Annotated in this window: 14 protein-coding genes; 8 read left to right on the top strand and 6 right to left on the bottom strand. The window is 38.1% G+C overall.

The annotated features are described in order from the left end of the window. Window positions 1-82 precede the first annotated feature (82 nt). Entirely contained in the window at window positions 83-3,385 is a 3,303-nt protein-coding gene (locus tag GTQ43_RS35775) for a plasmid replication protein, CyRepA1 family (RefSeq protein WP_414859181.1), read from the bottom strand. A gap of 1,336 nt (window positions 3,386-4,721) precedes the next feature. Between GTQ43_RS35775 and GTQ43_RS35770 the strand changes: the two genes are divergently transcribed. The 7 genes from GTQ43_RS35770 (at window position 4,722) to GTQ43_RS35740 (ending at window position 15,548) form a co-directional block, all read left to right on the top strand. Then, window positions 4,722-6,143 carry an ATP-binding protein gene (locus GTQ43_RS35770; RefSeq protein ID WP_265277445.1) on the top strand — a complete coding sequence of 474 codons (1,422 nt, stop codon included), beginning with the start codon at window positions 4,722-4,724 and terminating at the stop codon, window positions 6,141-6,143. A 2-nt stretch (window positions 6,144-6,145) separates the two neighbouring features. Next, entirely contained in the window at window positions 6,146-7,993 is a 1,848-nt protein-coding gene (locus GTQ43_RS35765) for a serine/threonine-protein kinase (RefSeq protein WP_265277444.1), read from the top strand. Window positions 7,994-8,042: 49 nt separating this feature from the next. Beyond that, the gene (locus GTQ43_RS35760; RefSeq protein ID WP_265277443.1) at window positions 8,043-8,792 is read left to right on the top strand and encodes a DUF3598 family protein; all 750 of its coding nucleotides are present in this window, start codon (window positions 8,043-8,045) and stop codon (window positions 8,790-8,792) included. A gap of 24 nt (window positions 8,793-8,816) precedes the next feature. Further along, entirely contained in the window at window positions 8,817-11,246 is a 2,430-nt protein-coding gene (locus GTQ43_RS35755; protein ID WP_265277442.1) for a filamentous hemagglutinin N-terminal domain-containing protein, read from the top strand. Window positions 11,247-11,482: 236 nt separating this feature from the next. Then, entirely contained in the window at window positions 11,483-12,529 is a 1,047-nt protein-coding gene (locus GTQ43_RS35750) for a POTRA domain-containing protein (protein ID WP_265277441.1), read from the top strand. Beyond that, complete coding sequence (locus GTQ43_RS35745; RefSeq protein WP_321162552.1) at window positions 12,466-13,137, top strand: ShlB/FhaC/HecB family hemolysin secretion/activation protein; 672 nt, start codon at window positions 12,466-12,468, stop codon at window positions 13,135-13,137. The genes GTQ43_RS35750 and GTQ43_RS35745 overlap by 64 nt, the downstream gene beginning before the upstream one ends. Then, a complete protein-coding gene (locus tag GTQ43_RS35740; protein ID WP_265277440.1) occupies window positions 13,092-15,548 on the top strand; it encodes a CHAT domain-containing protein in 2,457 nt (818 codons plus the stop codon). The genes GTQ43_RS35745 and GTQ43_RS35740 overlap by 46 nt, the downstream gene beginning before the upstream one ends. Before the next feature lie 10 nt (window positions 15,549-15,558). On the opposite strand, the gene GTQ43_RS35735 is transcribed toward GTQ43_RS35740, so the two are convergent. Together GTQ43_RS35735 and GTQ43_RS35730 are read right to left on the bottom strand one after the other, a co-directional pair. Beyond that, window positions 15,559-16,515 (bottom strand): tetratricopeptide repeat protein, encoded by a 957-nt coding sequence (locus GTQ43_RS35735; RefSeq protein ID WP_265277439.1) that lies wholly within the window; start codon window positions 16,513-16,515, stop codon window positions 15,559-15,561. 314 nt (window positions 16,516-16,829) lie between these two features. Further along, entirely contained in the window at window positions 16,830-17,555 is a 726-nt protein-coding gene (locus tag GTQ43_RS35730) for a hypothetical protein (RefSeq protein WP_265277438.1), read from the bottom strand. Between the two features lie 298 nt (window positions 17,556-17,853). Here GTQ43_RS35730 and GTQ43_RS35725 point away from each other — a divergent pair, with 298 nt between their 5' ends. Then, window positions 17,854-18,798: a hypothetical protein gene (locus GTQ43_RS35725; RefSeq protein WP_265277437.1), complete on the top strand. Its 945-nt coding sequence runs from the start codon at window positions 17,854-17,856 to the stop codon at window positions 18,796-18,798. A 330-nt stretch (window positions 18,799-19,128) separates the two neighbouring features. Here GTQ43_RS35725 and GTQ43_RS35720 read toward each other — a convergent pair whose 3' ends face one another. The 3 genes from GTQ43_RS35720 to GTQ43_RS35710 all read right to left on the bottom strand — a co-directional run bounded on the left by GTQ43_RS35720 (window position 19,129) and on the right by GTQ43_RS35710 (window position 20,740). After that, window positions 19,129-19,599 carry a hypothetical protein gene (locus GTQ43_RS35720; RefSeq protein WP_265277436.1) on the bottom strand — a complete coding sequence of 157 codons (471 nt, stop codon included), beginning with the start codon at window positions 19,597-19,599 and terminating at the stop codon, window positions 19,129-19,131. A 78-nt stretch (window positions 19,600-19,677) separates the two neighbouring features. Next, the gene (locus GTQ43_RS35715) at window positions 19,678-20,340 is read right to left on the bottom strand and encodes a hypothetical protein (protein WP_265277620.1); all 663 of its coding nucleotides are present in this window, start codon (window positions 20,338-20,340) and stop codon (window positions 19,678-19,680) included. Between the two features lie 34 nt (window positions 20,341-20,374). Further along, window positions 20,375-20,740: a four helix bundle protein gene (locus tag GTQ43_RS35710; RefSeq protein WP_265277435.1), complete on the bottom strand. Its 366-nt coding sequence runs from the start codon at window positions 20,738-20,740 to the stop codon at window positions 20,375-20,377. Window positions 20,741-20,819 lie beyond the last annotated feature (79 nt).

The raw sequence follows: 20,819 nt of genomic DNA, 5'->3' as shown, positions 1-20,819 counted from the left end.
GATTTAGCAAAGCAGCATCAGCGCAATTGCTGAAAGCAAAAGTAAAAATTGCTTCAATGATGCGGTTAGTTATGACGAAAGTTTAGCCCCCCTCCATAGGCAACATCTCTTCATTTAGCAAGGTGTAAAATTCCGGTACTGCCGACTCAAGCGATCGCAATTCACTCGCCGCGATCGCTTCAAGTTCCAGCACCGTCTCCCAGCGCAAATCACTGTGCCATCGCTTGAGAATGCCTTTAATTGACTCAACTCCACGAGAAATACCAGAGCGAAGTATTTCTACGCAGTGGAGTAGCGTAATGCGATCAGTGAAGAGAGCAGAGGGGCAGGGGGGCAGGGGGGCAGAGGGGAAAGAACTTGTACAAATTTCTTCTTTGTTCCTCAACTCCTCTGCTTTTCTGCTCCCCTGCTCCCCTGCTCCCCTGCTCTCATCGGTAGTATCCTCCCCTTGGCAATGGGAGTTCCCTATAGCATCAAGGGGGGGTGTGGATACGGTCTGCTGATTGGGGTTTACACTATACGCAGCAGGGGTTTTAGCAGCGTAATAGGTTCGATTTTCTTTTTGATTGCGCTTCGTTTCACGATGAGCAATTACTTGGAGAGCAAATTCCAATTGCTCTTTAGATAAAGAGAAAAGCTTCACCTGTTGACCCCGTTTACCCTGCTTACGGAAAGTCAACTTTAGCCCCAGCTGTTCTATAAGAGTGCCTAGCAACCAAATAGGTTTACAGTCACTGGGAATAGTAAACCCAAGAATTGCTTTGACGTGAGCAGCACAATGTATAGCGATCGCTGTCATATTAACTAATTGAGTATCCGAGCCGGTAACTTCATCACCCTTCACTAAACGCTTGAGAATCTGATGCAGCCCCAGGTTAAATCTAGCCAGCCACCGCGCCGAATAATTACCCCAGTCGATGCACAAAGGTAGATTGTCGCGCTCGGTGCGGTCTTTTTGGGTGACAATTGTTGGTGGGGTAGGATAAGTTTGCCCAGTTTTGGGGTCAGTAAACGATTCTTCGGGTGCGGCTAAAATGGCCTCAAGTCCAGCAATTGCTCTAATTAAGCGGCCACCTTTATCCATTTCTACGAGTGATTCGGTTACTTCGATGCCGTAAGAATCAGAAATGCGGAACTTTTCGCATTCAAAAATTTCGCTAGGGTCAAGGTAATCTTTGCTCTGACGGGCGCGGTACTCACTCAAAGTAATATTCTTAGCCTTGGCAACAGCCGAATTGTGGGCACGATCCAAAGCTTGTGCTGCTGCTTTAAGACTTTCGAGAGATTGAGGATCTGAATCACTTCCCACATATATAAATGTATTGCCCATTTCTGTGAGGAGCGATCGCAGATCATCACGCAGATTATTCAGAGAATAGTGGCGGTTAGCCATAATTTGGCAGTAAGCCTCAAGCGCCCAATCTTTCTCTGCGCCCCGCTTACCCGTTTCTCTGTCAATTCGCAACAGAAAAGCAGTCATTTCATTGGTTTGGAGCAAGCGCTCTTTAATCTTGGTAGCATTGGTATCCTTGTAACCAAAGGGAGGACGCGGGGCCACCCAAATATGAAACGGGACTTTCGGGCGATAACGGTAAAGCTGTTGGGCGCATTCAGTAGCAGTTTGGGAAACGCCGTGAAACACACCGAACACTAAATCAAAATGATACTCAGAAATATCAACACCAGTACCGAGACTGGGAGAGGTGAACAAGGCATCAAAGTTTTTGACGGCGTTGGTGATGTCTTTGATGAAAGCAACATTCTCATCACTGCCAGAATTGTCTGAATGGACAGACCAAATGCGCCATTTTTGTGGTGTATGTGATTTTTCGGAGCTTGATTCTTCGCACTTGATAGTAAAGGATTTGTCGAGTTTTTTGATAAAACGCTTACTGTCACTTGCAACCATGACTTTCTCTCCAAGCATCAGCGCTGCCGAGATTTGGGCGACTATGGCGCTAGAATTATCCCCCTCGTACCAATAAATTGTGCGTGAACCGTTTCGCCACTCGTTTTTAATGATGTACGGAACTTCCTCTTTTGGTCGCATTGCAAGAAAGAAGTTTACCGTTAAATCATCCATGTGTGCATCAGCGATGACGACCAGTGGCGCATTGTATACTATATATTCCAGTACCTCCAAAATGGCGGCGCGATGTTGTTTGCAAGTATTACTGTGTAGTAAGTGAGTGAGGTATTGGCAGGCTTCATCTATAAATATGCAGCCGTAGGTGAGAGACTGAGTATTCAGCTTATGCAAGCTGTCGATAGTAATACTAAGGGCTTGAGCCTGGGCTAAACCTGTGTAACCCAAGTCGGAGTACATCGCCGTCTGCAAGCGTTCGGCAAGATTTTTCAGCAAATTTACGCGATGCCCATTGTTGAGGAACCGCGCGTCGGGGTTTTGGTCACGCCACCAGCGCATGAGTTCAGTTTTGCCTGTACCCATGTCGCTCCACAAGACTACTAGCCCTTTTTCTGGAAAACGGAAAGACTTTTTGGGATTTTGGGTACTGGGTTTGTGGTCAGGGCAGTCAGAAATTATTAACTCTTGTTTTCCTTCTCCCTCTTTACAGTTTGTAGAGCTAACACTTGGGGTAAACAATTTTTCTTCTGCAATATCATAAAGTGGCGGGACAGATGAACATTTTTCCTCCAGATCCGGAATGCAGAGTGCTTGGGTCAAATATTTAATATTGACTGTGACATCTGGTTTATATTTACTTAGTCCCCATTTTTTCGCCCGATACGAGCGCTGGTAATCGGCAAGTGATTTGGCATCGTCTATAATTGCAGTTAGTAGTGCATTGGCATCTTCACTGCGACTAACTACAAAATCATCAACGCCTTTTTCTGGCCCCGGCAGTAATGCAACTTCACATTCAGAACCTGCCGATTCGATTGCTTTTGCAGTGCGAACAGTGGCTTGAAACACCGACCACCTGGTTTTAGAAGAAGTTTCGTAGTCGAATAAAATAATGAACTTGCGCCCCGCCTGAGCCATTGGTACTAAGTCAGGATGCAACCGTTCATCAAAATCTTGTTTGCCCACGCGCCCGTTCCAAATTCCCGGAAGTGCGATCGCTACAAACCCCAACGAAAGCAAGCAAGCGGCTTTCTTCTCACCCTCGCATAATATTATCGGAATCTCTGGATGCTGTTTCACCCACTCCCAAAATATTAGTGGATTAAGTTGATCCAGTAAGCGCAATGCTAAAAGTGAATGATAGCGCTTAATTAAATAACGCTTTGCAACTTTGTCCCAGATGGGGTTAGCGACATCAAAGTAGGTAACGCGGTTGGGGGTTTTGGGGGGTGATTCGTACTTAACTGGCTTGCCTTTTTCCCAATCAATGCGGGGGAAGTTCGGCTTAATCCGCCCCACTCCATTGGTTGCCAGTTTTTAAAGGGGTCAAGTGACTGAATCCACGTCCCACCTAGTAATAGGTGCTGATACATTTTTATGTATCCATCTGTTACCCGACCCGCATTTTTACGTGGGATTTTATCAGATATGAACAGGAAATCATAAACTGATTCTCCCTCTACATGGAAAAAGTTGCGCTTAATCAACGCCGGATGAATGGCGCTACCAGCTAACAACTCATGGTATTCCGCTGCCGTGAGATTGTTTGGATATTCAGTTGGAGAGGCATTCATCGGTTCTCCCCTCGGAATTCCTTAGAGAGAACTCTTTCAAGCTGCGAAACCCTTGCTCTAGCCTGGATATTCCGAAAATTTCCCTTCGTCACAGCACAAAAATGCCATGCGAAAGCTGCACTCGACCCCATACGCTCTAACACTGCGCTCTTGGGGCATTCTCTATTTATCACGATATTTTCCCCTGATTACTTTGTTTACAAGTTCAGAGGGGGTTACATCAGTTAACAGTCAACAATTGACAGTTATCAAGGACTGTAAATTCCAACTGATAACTGGTAACTAGTAACTGGTAATTGTTATTCGCGCTGCTACTGCTTTTTGCTATAAAATTCGCAATTTTTCTCCATCAAACTTAACTTTACAAAAACTTATGAATTTCGACAGCCAAAAAACACCGCAAGGAATGGACTTTCCAAGCGGCAGATCCTATAATGGATCTGGTAGCGCGGTAAAAACTCTCGGACAATTTAGTAGTCGCACCAGTGGCCAAACTTTAGCGACAACTTATTTTGTTCCTTCGAGATCAACCCCGCTCTGAAAAACGATGAATTTTACAAACAGACAAAGCGCCTACTCCCTAGTGGCGCTTTGTGCTTTAGATTTTTGAGTGGTTTCATATTTCCCTTCATTTCTCGTTTTAATTAGTTTGATCGATCATACAGAAGTTTTGGTCGTCCAGGATATGGCATTATCTCTCCCTGCGGTATTAAGTCCTCCATACGTATTAGTAACTGATTAGGGGATAATTTAATCTGTATACCCTCGTGTAGGATGTGATTTCCAACACACCTGCTGTAGATGTAGGCTCAAGCCTAGCATTTTCGCGCTTGCTGAGTACGTAACTCAATTATTACCTCACTTATGGTTCAACTTTAGGAGTAAGCTACTTAAAGTGCGGTATTGTCATTGGTGAATTGTATCTTTTTAATCTTATAGCCAGCATAGATTTTTAGGAATCACTTTATATTAATAAATGTAAAGCAAAGAGGGGTTGATCTGAGTAAAATGAAATACAGTATTGATTAAACGCAGAGTTACAGCTAATTATGCAGCTAGGCATGAACTTAGATAAACACTTAAGCATAGAGAAAGTGTTGGAGATTTTGGAAGAGCAAGTGTTTCAACACACTGGAAGGTGCTTCTTGGACTCTGAACGGGCTGTAATTGTAGGGACTTGGGATGGGAAAGACTATAAAGAGATAGCGCGGGATTCGGGATACGATTTTCAATATTTGCGAACAGGAGTAGCTCCACAGTTATGGTCAATGCTTACGGAAGTTATTGGTGAGGGAGTGCAAGTAAAAAAAATATATTTAAAAAAGATTTTACTAAAAATAGCAAAAAAGCATTATCTTCATTTAGAAGCATCTAAAGTATCTAATGATTCTTTAGTAGGTAAGACTATAATTTATGGAGAATTGCCTAAACTAAATTTTTTTTACGGGCGAGAAGAAGATATAAGCTATTTAAAAAAACAAATTAATCTTTTTAAACGTCGATGTATAGCTTTAATTGGACTTGGAGGTATTGGAAAAAGTTTTTTGGCGGCCAAGTTGGTTGAGGAATTACTTTTAGAAAACTCTAATGCATATAATTTTATATTTTGGATAACAATAAATCATTGTTTATCAATTGATGATTTAATTACTGAAATACTTAATGTTTTAAATTTAGAAGCTTATAATGAATCGATTGAAACAAAAATTTATTTGATATTAAAACAACTAAATTCAAACCACTGCTTGTTAGTGCTAGATGGATTTGAGAGTTTAGCACAAGTAGACAACTACGAAATAAAACTTAAGTATAAAAGACTGTTTATTAAACTTACGCAAGAACAGCATCAAAGCTATATCATTGTAACTAGCCAAATACCATTAGAAGAAATTGCTCATAGTACTACAAGCCTACCTATTGTATCTCTCCGGGTAGAAGGCTTAGAAGAAAGTGCAGCACTTGAGATGCTACATGAAAAAGGCTTAGGGGGTGACGAATGTAAACGATTAATCGATATTTATCGCGGTAATCCATCAGAATTAGAATCTGTTGCTGATCGAATTCATCGTTTTTTTGGGGGAAGTGTAAGAAGATTTTTAGAGTATAGGACTACTGCGATGGGACACCAATTTCAATTAATGTTACATCAGCAATTTGGGCAACCTGGTCTTTTAACTGATCTTCAAAGACAGGTAATGATTTATTTGGCAGAGCATATATCAGAAAATTCAATCCCCATTTCATTTTCTAAACTTATTGAAGGTTTAAAAGAGAAATTAGACATAGAAATATCTGTTTCTGAATTAATTGTGGCGACAGAAATTTTGGAGCAACGCTCATTAATTGAAGTTTGTCAAAGAACGGCCAAACAAGAAGTAAGCTATAATTTAGAACCAGTTATTAAAAAATATATCTTAGTTGATCCATTCGGGCTTGTTTGGAAAAAAAGTGGAGTACAGACAACTAGTTACTTCCAGGAGTAAATGTGGTTTACTGCATAAATCACCTATGTAATCAGCGCCACAACCCAAACGATATTGAAAATTGTTTAGCTTGCGGGAATCCATTACTAATAAACAAGCGCATTCGTTTGTTACGTCCGTTATGCCCATTAAATAAAGATCCATACAGTTATACAGAAGTCTTTGAGGTTGAGGATTCTGGGACAACCTTGTATCCAAAATCTCAAGTAAGAGTCATGAAGGTATTGAAATGGAGCGAACCTAAGTTAATTGAGTTAATTCGGGAAGAGGCGCTGGCACTGCAAGTACTCAAGCATCCTGGAATTCCTGATTCCACTATAGATGATTATTTGATTGTCCCACTAAAGGATACTCTTTTGGAATTGCATTGCTTAGTAATGCAGATGATAGAAGGAGAGAATTTACGAGAATGGTTAAAAGCTTACGGACGAATTCCCCAGAGTGTTGCGTTTGATTGGTTTTCACAATTAATAAATATTCTTGATGTGGTACATCGCTCAGGTTTTTTTCATAGAGATATCAAGCCAGAAAATATAATTCATCAGCCTGACGGTAAACTAGTACTTATTGATTTCGGTGCGGCCCGACAGATTACTAGATCCTATTTAACAAAAATTAGTACCAGTGGAGGAACCAGCACAGGATTAGGTAGTGGGCATGAGATAACATCGATTGTTACGCCTTTTTTTACTTCGTCCGAGCAAATTAATGGCCAAGGTGTACCGCAATCAGATTTTTTTGCTCTAGGACGAACCTTTGTAAACTTAGTCACTGGTATACCACTGATGGATTTACCACAAAATCAGGACAACTCAAGATTAATATGGAGAGATAAGGCGCGGCATATTGACAAGCCATTTGCTGATCTTCTAGATTATCTAATGGCTCCGGCTCCAGGGCAACGTCCACAAAGCACTCAAATAATTTTAGAAAGACTTAAAAAACTTCCTATACAAAACAAATTTTATAGATTAACTAAGTCTAAAGTATTTATAACTAATGCATTTATATTAGGTGGCTTAACAATTTTATTTTTAGTTAAAACCTTGTTTTTACCTTGGGCAGTTAATTATTTAATATCTGAAGGAGAAAAGTTAGAAGCAGCGGATAATTCTCAATCTGCACAAAAATATTTTGATTTAGCATTGAAAATTAATTCTCAGAGTAATCGTTCTATTTCAAGTTTTTATTTTGATAAAGCGGCTCGGAACATCAATAATCAAAATCTAGCTAAAAAATACTATGAATTATCAATTAAATATAATGATCGAGATGCAGACGCTCTTAATAATTTAGCTTTAATTTGTCAGCAACTTAATGAAGTAAAATGTGTAAAGGATAATTATGAAAAAGTCTTGAAGCTAATGCCTGGTGACTCTGAAGTACATTATGGACTAGGAAGTTTTTATGACGATCAAGGTAAATATGATTTAGCAGAAAAAGAATATTTAATAGCTAAAAAGCTCAACACTCAATCGGCATATCCACTTAATAATTTAGCGCGATTAAAAAATCTAAAGGGAGATTATGAACAAGCTACTAAATTGGCACTTGAAGGATTGACTCTTACTGAAAACCCAGAAATACAAGCGGCGTTATATAAAAATTTAGGTTGGGCAAGCTTGATGCAAAAAAAGTTAGTTGAAGCGAGTAAATATTTAGAGAAAGCAACTCAGTTAGACTCGGAACGAATAGATGCTTTCTGTTTACTGGCTCAAGTATATGAAGCGCAAGGGAAGGATTCTAGAACTCCTGGGGAAGTCTGTCTATTAACAGTTAGTTCTACCGCTAGCTTGCCAGAGGTTCAGGAGTGGAGGCAAAAATTATTAGATCGTGTATTTAATAAATAATAAATGTAAATTGTTTGAGTGATAAATTATGTCGTCAGATTACAAACTCATGAGCCAACAAGAACATCAGATACAAAATTGGAATACCTTTTTCAAATATCATGTGCATGATTGGCATGGAATTGTAACTAGATATTCTCCTGAAGGTGAAATCATAGAATCATTTAAGTGTATTAGAACTTTTGAGGCTAGTAGTGATGGCAATGAATATGTTCAAAAAAACCATCACATTTATGAAGATGAAAAAAGTGAAACTATAACATTTGGAGTCAAAAAGAAACCTATTACAAAAGCTCTATATATAGAAAATAGTTTTTCTTGGTGTTCTGGAGAGAATGGAAATTTTACTAATTTTAGATTTGAAATTGGTTTTAGGCATCAAAATAGACGTGCAACTGCTGGTAGTGTTTACAAAAATAAGACCTTGGAACACATTTTTATTATCCATGAATACCTAGATAGTTATTCTCCAGAAAAGTCTTTTCTCCCAAAGTTTGATAAAAACAATAATAGCTGGGAGAATTGGGTGGGACAGTTAAAAGGAATATCTTCTGATTTGAGAGTTTTTAATAAATCAGAAATCAAATGGGAGCCTTTAGAAAATATAAGTAATGAAAATAACATAATTTTGTACTCTCCAGAAGGGATTTCTATTACTAGTCCTTCTTCTTTAGAAGCTAAAGTTGATTTTCATTTAACTGTAGATTGGTTAGTAGAACCAACGTTAAGGCTACGAGGTAGTAGATACTATGAGAATTCTACTTTTAGTAAAGCAGAATTTATAGAGTTCAATCAATAAAAAAATAACAATCAAGGGGTTGATGTGTTTAAAAATTGGATGATTTCTTTACCCCAGAGTATATCTGTATTATGTTTGCTAGTCCCATGTCCATCGGTTTTTGCACAGATTGTTCGAGATTCTACATTGCCGATTAACTCTGTGGTGATGCCAAATGGTAATGTAAATGTTATTACTGGGGGAACCAGACAAGGCAGCAACCTATTTCATAGTTTCAAAGAATTTTCTATACCATCAGGAAGTGAAGTTTATTTTAACAATGCTTCAAGTATTCAGAATATAATTAGTCGAATAACGGGTGGTTCAGTTTCTAATATTGATGGTCTGATCCGAGCCAATGGTACAGCTAACTTTATTTTACTTAACCCAAATGGAGTTTTCTTAGGTCAAAATGCACGCTTAGATATTAGAGGATCAGTCTTGTTGACCACGGCGGATAGTGTTAAATTTGCTGATGGCATTTTTGGCGCTAAAGATCCTCAAAAAGAAACGCTATTAACAGTAAATGTTCCACTTGGATTGGTAGTTAAAAATCCAGGTGCTATTCAATTGCAAGGGACAGGAGCGCAAATAGGTAATACAGATAAATTTTTCTTACCCACTACTATTGACAACAATGCCTCTGTTGTTACCGCAGGGACAGGAAAAACCATAGCTTTCATTGGAGGCAATATCGACTTAAATGGCAGTACAATTAAAGCGAATGGAGGCTACGTTGAATTAGGTAGTGTCAAATCAGGAAATGTTGGAATTATTTCTCAACCCTATGGCTGGGACTTTAACTATCAAAGAGTTAAAGATTTTCAGAATATTAATCTGTTCAATCGTGCTTTAGTAGCTTCTAGTGGTACGACTAACACTTCTATCCATTTTCAAGGATACAATTTATCACTTGCTAATGGCTCAGTAATTTTGCTCCAAAATCTAGGAAGTAGTCCATCTGGAAATATTCTTGTAAATGCCTCTGGTGTTTTAGACTTCGCTGCAAATTTACCTAATGAAACGAATCCAAATATTTTGCGGACTGAAGCATTGGCGAATGGAAGAGGAGGAGATATCTTTATCTTTGCCAAAAATTTAAGGATAGAACAAGGAGGTGGAATCAATACTGGTTCATTCACTTCTGCTAGAGGGGGTGATGTAATTGTAAATGCATCTGATTCTGTAGAGCTACTAGGAGCTTCAGTGCCAAATCAAGTCTATCGTTCTGATATCTCTGCTAATACCTTTAGTTCTGGAAATGCAGGAAATATCGATTTGATAACTAACTCTTTGAATGCAAAAGGTGGAGCTTTAGTGCAGTCCACGACTCTAGGAACTGGAGATGCAGGAAATGTGACAGTACTAGCTAATTCTATAAACTTGTCAGGAGTAGATATATCTGCCCCAACTGTAATTGGTTCTACAACCTTCAAAGAAGGGAATGCAGGCACTGTGGCAATTAACACAGGAAGCCTGAAACTTCAAGAAGGAGCGCAAGTTAATACCTCCACAGTTGCTTCAGGAAATGCTGGAAGCGTTAATATCAATGCTTGGAACTTTGTAAATGTCGATGGTTACGATCCAAAGTCGGGGAAGAGTAGTAACATAAGTTCTTCAGCTTTTGCTGCATCTCCACGCACACAGCGACTGTTTGGCTCTCCCGCAGTACCAACTGGTGATTCCGGCGATGTCAAAATTAACACTGTAAATTTAAATGTTTCAAATCGTGGATTCATTAATGTTCGTAATGAAGGATTGGGTAATGCCGGAAAGCTTCAAATCAATACTCCTCTTATCAACCTAAGCGATCAAGGGGCAATAACAGCTGATACAGCTTTAGGACAAGGAGGCGATATTTCCCTAAATTCTCAAGACCTGAGATTGAACAACGCAACTATTACAGCTAGTGCGCGTGGTGATAAAAATGGCGGTAATATTTTTATTAATACAAAAACTTTACTCGCCTTAGATAACAGCAGCATTATTTCTGATGCTGTAAAAGGGAATGGGGGAAACATCAATATAAATGCAATGGGAGTCTTTATTTCACCCGACAGCCAAATTAGTTCCACTTCTCAGCTTGGTGTAAACGGAACAGTTACAATCATTACGCCAAACTTTGATTTTAGCCGCTCTATTATAACCTCCACTAAATTCAAAAATCCAGATTTATCATCAGGATGTCGGGTAGGAAATGGGGGAAACCAGCTAATTAATGTTGGGAGTGGGGGACTTCCTCCAGGCCCGAGCGATGCTTTCAATATTGTCCCCGATCCGCAAAATGTTTCTTCTAAGGAAACTGCTGCACCAATCATTCATACCAACAATAATTTTGTGGAAGCTCAAGGCTGGAGATTGAATGACAATAAAACTTTAAGCTTAGTTGTGCTGTCGGAAGCAGGCTCAGTAGTATCTCCTGGGCTGCAAAATTCCTCATTATGTGATTATCTCCAGACCTCTTCCTCGCGTTAACTAAAAATATCTTTGGGTATATGTGAGGTAGCACTGCACTACTTGTATACAATACATTTTCTAGCCTGTAGGAGCGCTCCTTCTGGTACGTCTGCTGCGATAACGTTGCTACCGCCAGGGCGAACATCATTAACGCAATCGGAACAAAGTCATCAACACTAGACTGCAACTCTCTCACATTTTTGAGTATATGTTCTTTGAATTAAAAGCCTTAAAGCTATGTTTCTATAATAGATATGTTTGATTTAAAAATCATCTGCTTCTGTTTGCTAAATATCAGCGTTTTTACAATTGCAAATAACGTATCTGTAGCATTATCACCCCATCAACAAAAACCTCTAGCAATAAAAAATGATTTCACAAAATATCCTTTAAAAATTAAATTAAAAAAAATTATTTTTAAAGGTAATACAGTATTTACGATAGAACAGCTAAAGGAAGCAGTAGCTTTATATGAAGGGAGAGAAATAACTTTTACTGACCTTTCACAAGCCCGTGATACAATTACAAAATTATATAATGACAATGGGTATATCAACTCTAGTGCTATCATACCTATTTCCGAAAATCAATTTCTTAATTTAAATGAAGGAGCAACAATCACGATACAGATAGTTGAAGGGCAAGTAGAGAAGATTAATATCAGTGGCAGTACACATATTCGTGATTATGTATTTGTGCGTCTAGATGCTTCTACCTCTCCAGTTTTTAATGTCAATCGATTGGCTAAGTATTTACGTTTCTTGCAGAATGATCCTTTGATAAAAAATATATCTGCTCAGATCAATCCTGGAAGTGATAGTAACAAAGCTGTTCTCGACGTAAAAGTTGAAGAAAAACAACCATTTAGAACAGAAGTTGGGCTAAACAATGAACGTTCTCCTTCTGTTGGTTCTTTTCAAAGACAAGTTCAAATTAGTGATGCTAATCTTTTAGGTATAGGAGATAAATTTAGTGTTGGGTATCGCAATACTGATGGTAGCAATGTTATAGAGACTAGCTATGCTTTACCCGTCAATATAAATGATGGAGTAGTACAATTTTCTTTTAGAAAATTTAACAGTAGTATAATTGAATCTCCGTTTAGTATACTAGATATTTTTGCTAATTCTCAATCTTATGAAATTTCGTTTAAACAGCCAGTTATTAAAGAAATCAACTCGGAAAGTACGAAAGAATTAACAATAGGAGTGTTAGGAACTTATAATGAAAGTAAAACATTTTTGTTGAACCAGCCGTTTCGTTTATCTGTAGGTGCAGATGGGAAGGACGTACAAAGATAACAGCTATAAGATTTTTTCAAGAATGGCTACAGAGAGCTACTCAAGAAGTCCTTTTTGTCCGCTCACAGTTCAGCTTGGGGTTTGGATTTTTAGGTTCAACTATTAACTCTTCTGAACCAGACAGTCGTTTTCTCTCTTGGCGTGGACAGGCTTATTGGCTTCGCAAGATAAGCAAAAGAACTAACTTGATAGTTCGGGCAGATTTACAATTAGCGGATAGACCTCTTGTCCCATTAGAGCAATTTGGAATAGGAGGGGCTTTAAGCGTTAGAGGATATCGACAAGATTCGATTGTTGCTGATAACGGATTTTTTTCTACCATTGAGTTTCCAACAACTATATCTGCAATGAATGCAGGAGAAATTCAGTTAATTCCCTTTGTCGATTTTGGTACAGTATGGAAGAATGGGGGGAATAATAATTTAGGAAATCAGCTAACTAATGCATCAACACTTGCTTCTGTGGGAATGGGTTTGAGTTACCGTATTCAAGATGATTTTTCTGCAAGATTTGATTTCGCACTACCTATTGTAAACTTTCAAAACAGTGATAGTTCTAATACATGGCAAGAAAAAGGGTTGTATTTCTCAATTCGTTATGGTTTTTGAAATGGATAATTTTAGCAAGCTTAATTTTTTTCTTGACCATATCAATAAAAGTTAAAGCTGAAATTCCTATTTATCAAGCACAAGACTTGACTCAGAAAGGGTATATACTTTTACATCAAGGACAACCGAAAGCAGCATTACAAGCTTGGGAAGAAGCTGAAAAACGTTATAATTCCCAGGGGAACAAAGAAGGAGTATTTGAAAGCTTAAGTAATCAAAGTTTAGCATTTCAAGCTTTAGGATTACCTCGTCGTGCCTGCTTGGTATTGACCAAGGCTTTGAATATAGAAGAATTAATATGTAGCTCTACACAAACAGGAACTCAATATTTAGAACATTTACAAGATATTCTTCAAAAAAAGCTTAACAAACCTATAACTATTACTACAATAATAAATCTGGGGGATACCCTTAGATCCTTGAATAATTTAGAAGAATCTCAAGTAGTATTGCAAAGCGCTCTTTTCTTCGGTCAACCGAGTGACCATCTCTTAATGAGTTTAGGCAATACTCAACTTAGTTTTTATAAACGAACAAGAAATCGACTTAAAAATACCTCTAAAAATGCTGTAAAAGAAGAAATATTAGAAAGTATTAAATCTCAAGCAAAGTCGGCATTAGATGTTTATAAAAAGCTAGAATTTAGTTCTTCAATGAAGATAGTTTTAAAAAGTAAACTTAATCGCCTAAAACTATTAATAGAAGTGCGGCAGATTACAAAAGAGTTTCAGATGGACAATGAAGATATTTTAAATCTTATTCGCCAATTAATTAATTCTAATTTTGATATTTTTTCTGATAGTGATATTGATAGTGTATATACTAGATTAAACTTTATTGATTCTTTAATTAATTTAATTCAAAAAAATATTGAGATAACATTGGATAATCGAAAGCTTTTAGATATATCTCTTAAATATTCTCAAGAATCCTTGCAACTAGCAGAACGTTTATATAATAGTAGAGCAATATCTTATGCTTACGGATATTTAGGAAAAGTTTATAGTATTTTGGGATTAAACGTTGAATCAATAAGTAGTTTCAAAAAAGCGATCGCTGTTTCTCAATCAGATAAACAATGGGATATTGCATATCAATGGCAACATTCTTTAGGAGGAAAATATCGAGATAATGGAAGTTTTAATGAAGCTAAAGAAGAATATGATGCTGCTATCAATAATATTAATAAAATCCGCCAGAATTTGTTATCTTATGCTGAAGGGCAATATGATTTTTTAGAAAAAGTTGAGCCAGTGTACATAGATTATGTAAATATGTTATCAGAAAATCCGAATTTCTCAAAAGAAACAGTAATCGAAGTTTATAAACAATTACAAACTGTGCAATTAGAGAATCTTGTTCAATGTCATAAAAATGAAACCTTAAATACAAATAAATCTAATTTTGAATTTCCTGTTATCTATTTGATTAATTTAGGTGAACGAGTAGATGTGTTTTTAAAATTTCAGGGAAAATTACACCATCATTCTCCAAATTATAAAGAAGTCAAGTCTTATTTAAATTCCTTAATAAAAAATATTCAAGATGAAAATTATTCCAGTCTTAGTGAAAGCAGAACAATACTTTACTCACAAGCAATTTACAAGCTAGTGATTGCCCCTATAGAACAATATTTACCTAGTAATGGAACTTTAGCATTTGTTTTAGGAGACGAGTTTCAAAATGTGCCTATGTCATTATTATATGATGGCAAAAACTATTTAAGAAACCGTTATAGTATGACAGTTTTATGGGGACTAGATATACCAATACCTCGTCCATTAAATTTAAATCAAATGAACGCTTTATTAGCTGGGATGTCTAAAGAAGGTCCTAGTTTTAAAAACCGTTATGCTCCTAAAAGATTAAGTCCTTTACCTGATGTTGAAAGAGAAATATTAAGTATAAAAAAGTATTTAAATAAGTCTTTAGTGTTGCTTAATGAAGAATTTACTAGTAGGAAATTACAACAGGCAATCAACAATGGTTATTCAATAGTTCACATTTCGACTCATGGGCAATTTAGCTCAGAGCTGAAAAAAACTATGATTCTGACTTGGGATGAGCCATTAAACATAGACGAGATGAGCAACTTGCTTCAAAATCGAAAAGACAATAGCATAGACCTCTTAGTACTAAGTGCTTGTGAAGCAGCTAAAGGGGATCGACGTTCAGTGCTGGGGATTGCTGGAGTTGCTTTCCAAGCTCATACCCGAAGTACTTTAGCCTCTTTATGGCTGGTTGATGCCAAATCTACAGCGATTTTGATGGCAGATTTCTACAGTAATTTAAAAGATGGGAAATCTAAAGCTGAAGCCTTAAGATTGGCACAAATTCATCTTTCATCGCAGCCGGAATATTCACATCCTTATTACTGGTCGCCTTTTATTTTAGTTGGTAGTGGGGTATAAATTGTTGTAATTATGGTTTTAATTGACGTAAATTACTCTTCTGTACTATCAGAGAACCGTTAGATAAAGAAAGTGCTATTTTGTAATTCTTTTCAGCTAAATCTCTATTTCCAGCTTGCAAATATAAATCTCCTAATTGCCTGTAAACTGTAGAATCTTTAGAATTATCTTTTGCCCTTTTTTCTAGAACCTCAACAGCTTCTGTTAATAAATTTTGTGAAACAAATGTATCACTCAAATCTAATGCTAATTCATCAGCAGGTAGATTTAAAATTGTTTTGAATTTACTGATTTCATCCTCAAGGTTTTGAACTTCCCCTTGTGTCAATCTATTTAAGATTTTAGTTGAACTAGGCAAGTCTTTATCTTCTGTTGCTATATTTGCTAAAACTGTTAGTTCATAAGCATTACCAAATTGTAGTTCAGGCTGGTCTTTTGGATAGGGAATTCTAGTTTGATTAGTGTTTACTTTCCATTCAACCCTTTCCCCACTGAGCCTTACTATATATGAAGTAGCACCTTTAACTGGATGCCAAGCTATATCGGGACGGGATTGTAATATCAAGCTACTGTAAGGAGCGATAATTGTCGGAGAATCACTATCTGATATTCCACCTTTCGGCTTAGGACATAATCTTCTATGGTTAGTATCGCAAGCTGACATAGCCCGTGGTTTTCCACATAGTTCAGATACTGTTCCCCCAAATAAATTTAAAGTTTTCCCCAGACTATAACAAAAGAATTTAACAAAACCCCCATTTAAAATTTCTATTTTATCTTGCTCACAAAGTAAACTTCCTGCTCTAAAATTAAAGTCACCATTAGTTTCCAATCTCCCTACTGGTTTGCAAGCTATTTGATATCTTCTAGTTATTTCTTCTGGTCGTGGGGTGCTTGCTAACATCGGTATATCTTTTGCAATTAAGCTTAAACAGAATAACACCAAAAGTTTTTTATTTTTCACCATGCTGATTCTCAACAACAAGAGAAGGGCTATTTATTTTACTGATGATTTATAGCGAACAGCAGTAATTATACCAGCCTATTAGGATTTTAATACCAGCAAATAAAAAAAATAGAAGGGCTGCAACCTTGGGTAGGGCTTTTCGGAAGGCTTAGTGTTCAAAGATACTTCCGAATTACAACAATATACAGAAAAATTCTGTGAAACAGAAATGACAATAAAGTAAGCATGAAAAGTGATTGAGTAGTTGTCGAAGCTAACAATTGTATGGTTAAGATTGTACTATCTTATATAACTGATAACACGAAGCCAAGATATTATTCATCATCATCTTCATCCTCATAATCGAAATCATCATCACCATGTTCTTCATACCACTTTCTTTCTTCCTCCAAAGCGATTTCTCTTGAGATCCTTTTTCTTTCTAAAATTTCCATTTCAAGCTTTTCTATTTCTTGCTTTTCTCTTTCTATTCTTTCTGTTTCTATCCGTTCTCTCTCTCTGGTTTCTCTTGCTACCCTGTATCTCTCAAGCTGAATTAATCGCTGTTCTACTCGCTCACAGTAAAAATCCAAGGCTTTACCAGTGGCTGCTCCGATAATCGCACCACCAGCTAAAAAGACGAGGACAGTTTTCCAGCCTTGAATGGGATTACCGCTCCACTCCAAACTACCCTCATTGAGCCATACCAGTAGGAAGTAGACGAGAATTCCAATAACTGTATTGATCGGTGCAAAAACTCTTGGTGTCATCTCGGTTTGACGAAGTATCAGCCATTGCGCCAGACTGAGAATCACACCAAATATTACCGCAGCGATCGCACAAAGAATAACATTACCTGGAAAAGTGAATGGATCTACTGCAAATTTAATGATTAGGGTGATAATAATCGGGGCAGAGAGCAAAAAGCTCAGGAGTAGGCTAGCGCTAATCGCAAGAAACCAGTAGCGACCGAGATAACCCAGGCGAAATTCTAACAACGACTCTTGTACTCCAAACAAAGTCATCCAAAATGCAATACCTGCCGTCAAATAATCAAGCATTAGCCGTTGTTTTACCCATGTGTTGAAGAGGGTATTTTCTAGAATAAGCTGAAATTGAATTCAGTTGGCACAAGTCAGAAGTCAGAATTGAATTCAGGCTCCTGACTTCTGAAGTCTTTCTTGTTAACTGTGGTATTGGACTGATTTTCGTCAAAGTATTCTTTCATCGGTGCAAAATATAAAAAGCAATGAAAAACCCCAACCTGTTTAAAGGATGGGGGCATAAATAAAAACTCTATATTTCCATGATGACACAACTCAATATTTGTTCGACTGCTGTCAGCCTGGAGGTGGGGCAATGAACAAACCACCATCCAGACGCAAGAAAATTACCCCTGCGACATCTGAGGAACCAAAGCCAGCAACCGACTCTGCTCCCGAAAATACTTCTTTGCACGAAAATCCAGGGGGAGCAACTATCACGGTGACGGCTGTTGAAGTAAGAGAGTTGACTGACCAAGAACAAAGCTTACGCTTGCAATTGGAAAGTCAGGTAGAAAGGGCATTTTTGTCAGCAGGTCAGGCGTTGATGGAATTGCGGGACAGACGGCTGTACCGTTCCACGCACCAGACTTTTGAGGAGTATTGCCGCTATCGCTTCAATTATAGTCGTGATGCGGCTTACTTAAAGATTTCAGCGACTGTGGTTTATGAGAATCTTCAAAAGTTTTTGCCGACCAATGGTCGGCAAATTCCAATGCCGACCAACGAACGACAATTGCGCTTTTTGGCGAAAGCTGAGTTGGAACCATTTGTGCAAGCGGATGTCTGGCAGCAGGCAGTAGAGCAAGCTGGTAATAAGATTCCATCTGGTCGCATAGTGAAAGACGTAGTGGATAGGATACGCGAAAGGACGAAAGTACCCAATCCTTACCACATCGGGGAAATATGCATTCTTCTGCCCAAAGATGACCCGGAACTGAGAGGTAAAGGCGGTTATTGGGGCGTGGTAAGTCACGTTGGGGAATATAGCTGTACACTCCAGGCTTGGGACGGCGACTACACCGTAAAAATCGAACACCTGAAGTTACTGGAATTGCTTGATGAAGATTGCCAATTCATGCAGCAGTTATGTGTGAGATTACGGCAGTTGCATCAAGTGGCGACCCGTGACGAGGCTGTGGATTGGCTGTTGCAGTGGTTGGGGAAACAAGCTAAACCTTATTTATCTTCGTTGCAAGCAAAATTGCTGGCGTTTGTTGAAAGAGAATACAACCTGGTTTGGAAGCAGCAGAAGAATTAAAAGGTTGCTAATTATCTTCTTGGATTTCTATAAGCATCCACGCTCTCAAAAAAGGAAAAGGGAAAAGGGGAAAGGGATGATGATTGTCGCGCCACAAAAGGGGCGAGGTTTTTACCTGACTCATAAAATTTGGATTATTTCGTGCCACAAGAGGGGCGAGGTTTTTACCTTTCCCCCAACCCTAGTCCCCCTTCCCCTTCTTAATAAATTGCTTTACGGCTTATTATATTTATCATGTTTAGTTACAATCTCTCATGGAGGGGCAGCGCCGAAAAGGGCGCGTGCCTTGCCTGACCAATTTATTTTACCTTAACCCCTAATCTGCAATAGTTATTGGGGCAAGACATCTGATGTGTAAGTTACAGTTGAATTGAAGAGCGTGATTGCTTGACGGATTATGTGGGGATCGTTTACTTGACGGAGCGAGCAATCGGCTTGCTCAAACTTGTATCGAGTTTGAGATGATGCATCTGGATCTGGAGCTGCATAAACCACATGTCGTACACCTGCCTGAATCAAGTTAGTTGTACAGTCCCCCATATATTCGCCCTGTCCTCCGGGAGTGCGTTTTCCACATGGCTCTACTGTTGTATATATGATGTCGTCCGGAAGAATTGAGATAGCAGAGAGTTCGAGCTGGCGCAGAAGTACATATTCGGCATGTTTGCCGTCGTTACAACTGATTCCTTCAACCACAATGTTTCCTTGTCGTACTAAGCACGAACTCACGACTCCACCAGTATCGTCGGATTGATCCGCAATGGTGAATAAATGTTCAAATATCTCTTGCTCTGTCATCATCACCAAAAGTTGCCAAGAACCACATTATGCTTTCAGCGGCAGATATCACAGGACTCTCCTAATATAGCGAATGAATTGTCATTGATCGAAGGAAGAAGAACTTTTCACCCAGACATTATAGTTGTGATAAAAATCACCACGCTGTTCTAATGTAAACCCACCCAGCAACAGTCCCAACCATACTTCTACCATCGGCATTTGCAACACACGTTGCAGTTTAACTAAAGAAATCTCATCTTTGACATTTATCAGATGGTTAGCGATCGCACTCTGCCATTTTTCCACATCTTCATCTGATGCCAAATTGCGAACATCTTCTAAAGTTGTTACCTCATCAAGCATTGCCAAAACATTCGCTTTCTCAACAAGTGCTGCTACAGAATCACCCAACTCAGTAGGAGATGAAAATTGGTGTGGGCCGTGTGGTTTAAAGGTTTGTGGTGTTTCCGGTTCAATCAAATCATCTAAATCTAGGTGCATTGTTGTCCGCACTAGACCAGCAAAGAGATCGGTGCTAACAATTGGCCCCTTTGGGTTATTGAGATCGCGGGTATCTTGCAACAGCACTTCGGCACGAGACTTAAGAATATCCGCAATTTGACTGAAGGCAAGCGCTGCGGTTAATAACTGTGCCTCCAAGGGTAATTTTTCAAGCTCCGCATCCAAACAATCCCACATAGCATCAAGGGAAGAAGTTGGTGGAGATTCAGACAACTCATCTAATACATCCCAGATGGTCATATCAAATTCAAAATTCAAAATTCAAAATTCAAAATTATTTGGACTCATTTTGTTTAGTTTTCACTACTATAGCTGCAATAATTTTGATAATTTCTTCATTCTCTGTAACAAGAGGCAACAATTTATGTTCTTCAACAATAACAGTAGTAATTAATATTCTCAACCAATATTTTGTTTCTTTAGCCTCTTTTAAAGCAATTTGTAATTTACTTAGAAAATCAGCTTTACTTTGCGCTGATTGAGATTCTGCTACATTAGCACCAATAGATGTTCCAGACCTTATTAATTGTTTGTATAGAACCCTGCCTACTCCAGGTTTTTCATCTAAAATTTTACAGAGATTAACAATTCTTACTGCAAAGTTAAATGTTCTATCTGTAATATGTTGATGCTGATTCATTATTATAAAAATTACCTTTATAATAATTATCCTATCCTCTTTAGTACGTAATTACTAATAATTTTGAATTTTGAATTTT

Origin of the sequence: Nostoc sp. KVJ3, from assembly GCF_026127265.1 — a bacterium.
In the GTDB taxonomy this organism is placed as follows: Bacteria; Cyanobacteriota; Cyanobacteriia; order Cyanobacteriales; family Nostocaceae; genus Nostoc.
The sequence above is the reverse complement of the archived record's forward strand: the minus strand, read 5'-3'. Positions and strand labels throughout refer to the sequence as shown.

Coding starts and splice junctions, on each gene's coding strand:
- GTQ43_RS35715 (WP_265277620.1), bottom strand. CDS start 20,340: ATGACCATCTGGGATGTATTAGATGAGTTGTCTGAATCTCCACCAACT.
- GTQ43_RS35720 (WP_265277436.1), bottom strand. CDS start 19,599: ATGATGACAGAGCAAGAGATATTTGAACATTTATTCACCATTGCGGAT.
- GTQ43_RS35750 (WP_265277441.1), top strand. CDS start 11,483: ATGTTTGATTTAAAAATCATCTGCTTCTGTTTGCTAAATATCAGCGTT.
- GTQ43_RS35730 (WP_265277438.1), bottom strand. CDS start 17,555: ATGCTTGATTATTTGACGGCAGGTATTGCATTTTGGATGACTTTGTTT.
- GTQ43_RS35770 (WP_265277445.1), top strand. CDS start 4,722: ATGAACTTAGATAAACACTTAAGCATAGAGAAAGTGTTGGAGATTTTG.
- GTQ43_RS35735 (WP_265277439.1), bottom strand. CDS start 16,515: ATGGTGAAAAATAAAAAACTTTTGGTGTTATTCTGTTTAAGCTTAATT.
- GTQ43_RS35760 (WP_265277443.1), top strand. CDS start 8,043: ATGAGCCAACAAGAACATCAGATACAAAATTGGAATACCTTTTTCAAA.
- GTQ43_RS35725 (WP_265277437.1), top strand. CDS start 17,854: ATGAACAAACCACCATCCAGACGCAAGAAAATTACCCCTGCGACATCT.
- GTQ43_RS35740 (WP_265277440.1), top strand. CDS start 13,092: ATGGCAAGAAAAAGGGTTGTATTTCTCAATTCGTTATGGTTTTTGAAA.
- GTQ43_RS35710 (WP_265277435.1), bottom strand. CDS start 20,740: ATGAATCAGCATCAACATATTACAGATAGAACATTTAACTTTGCAGTA.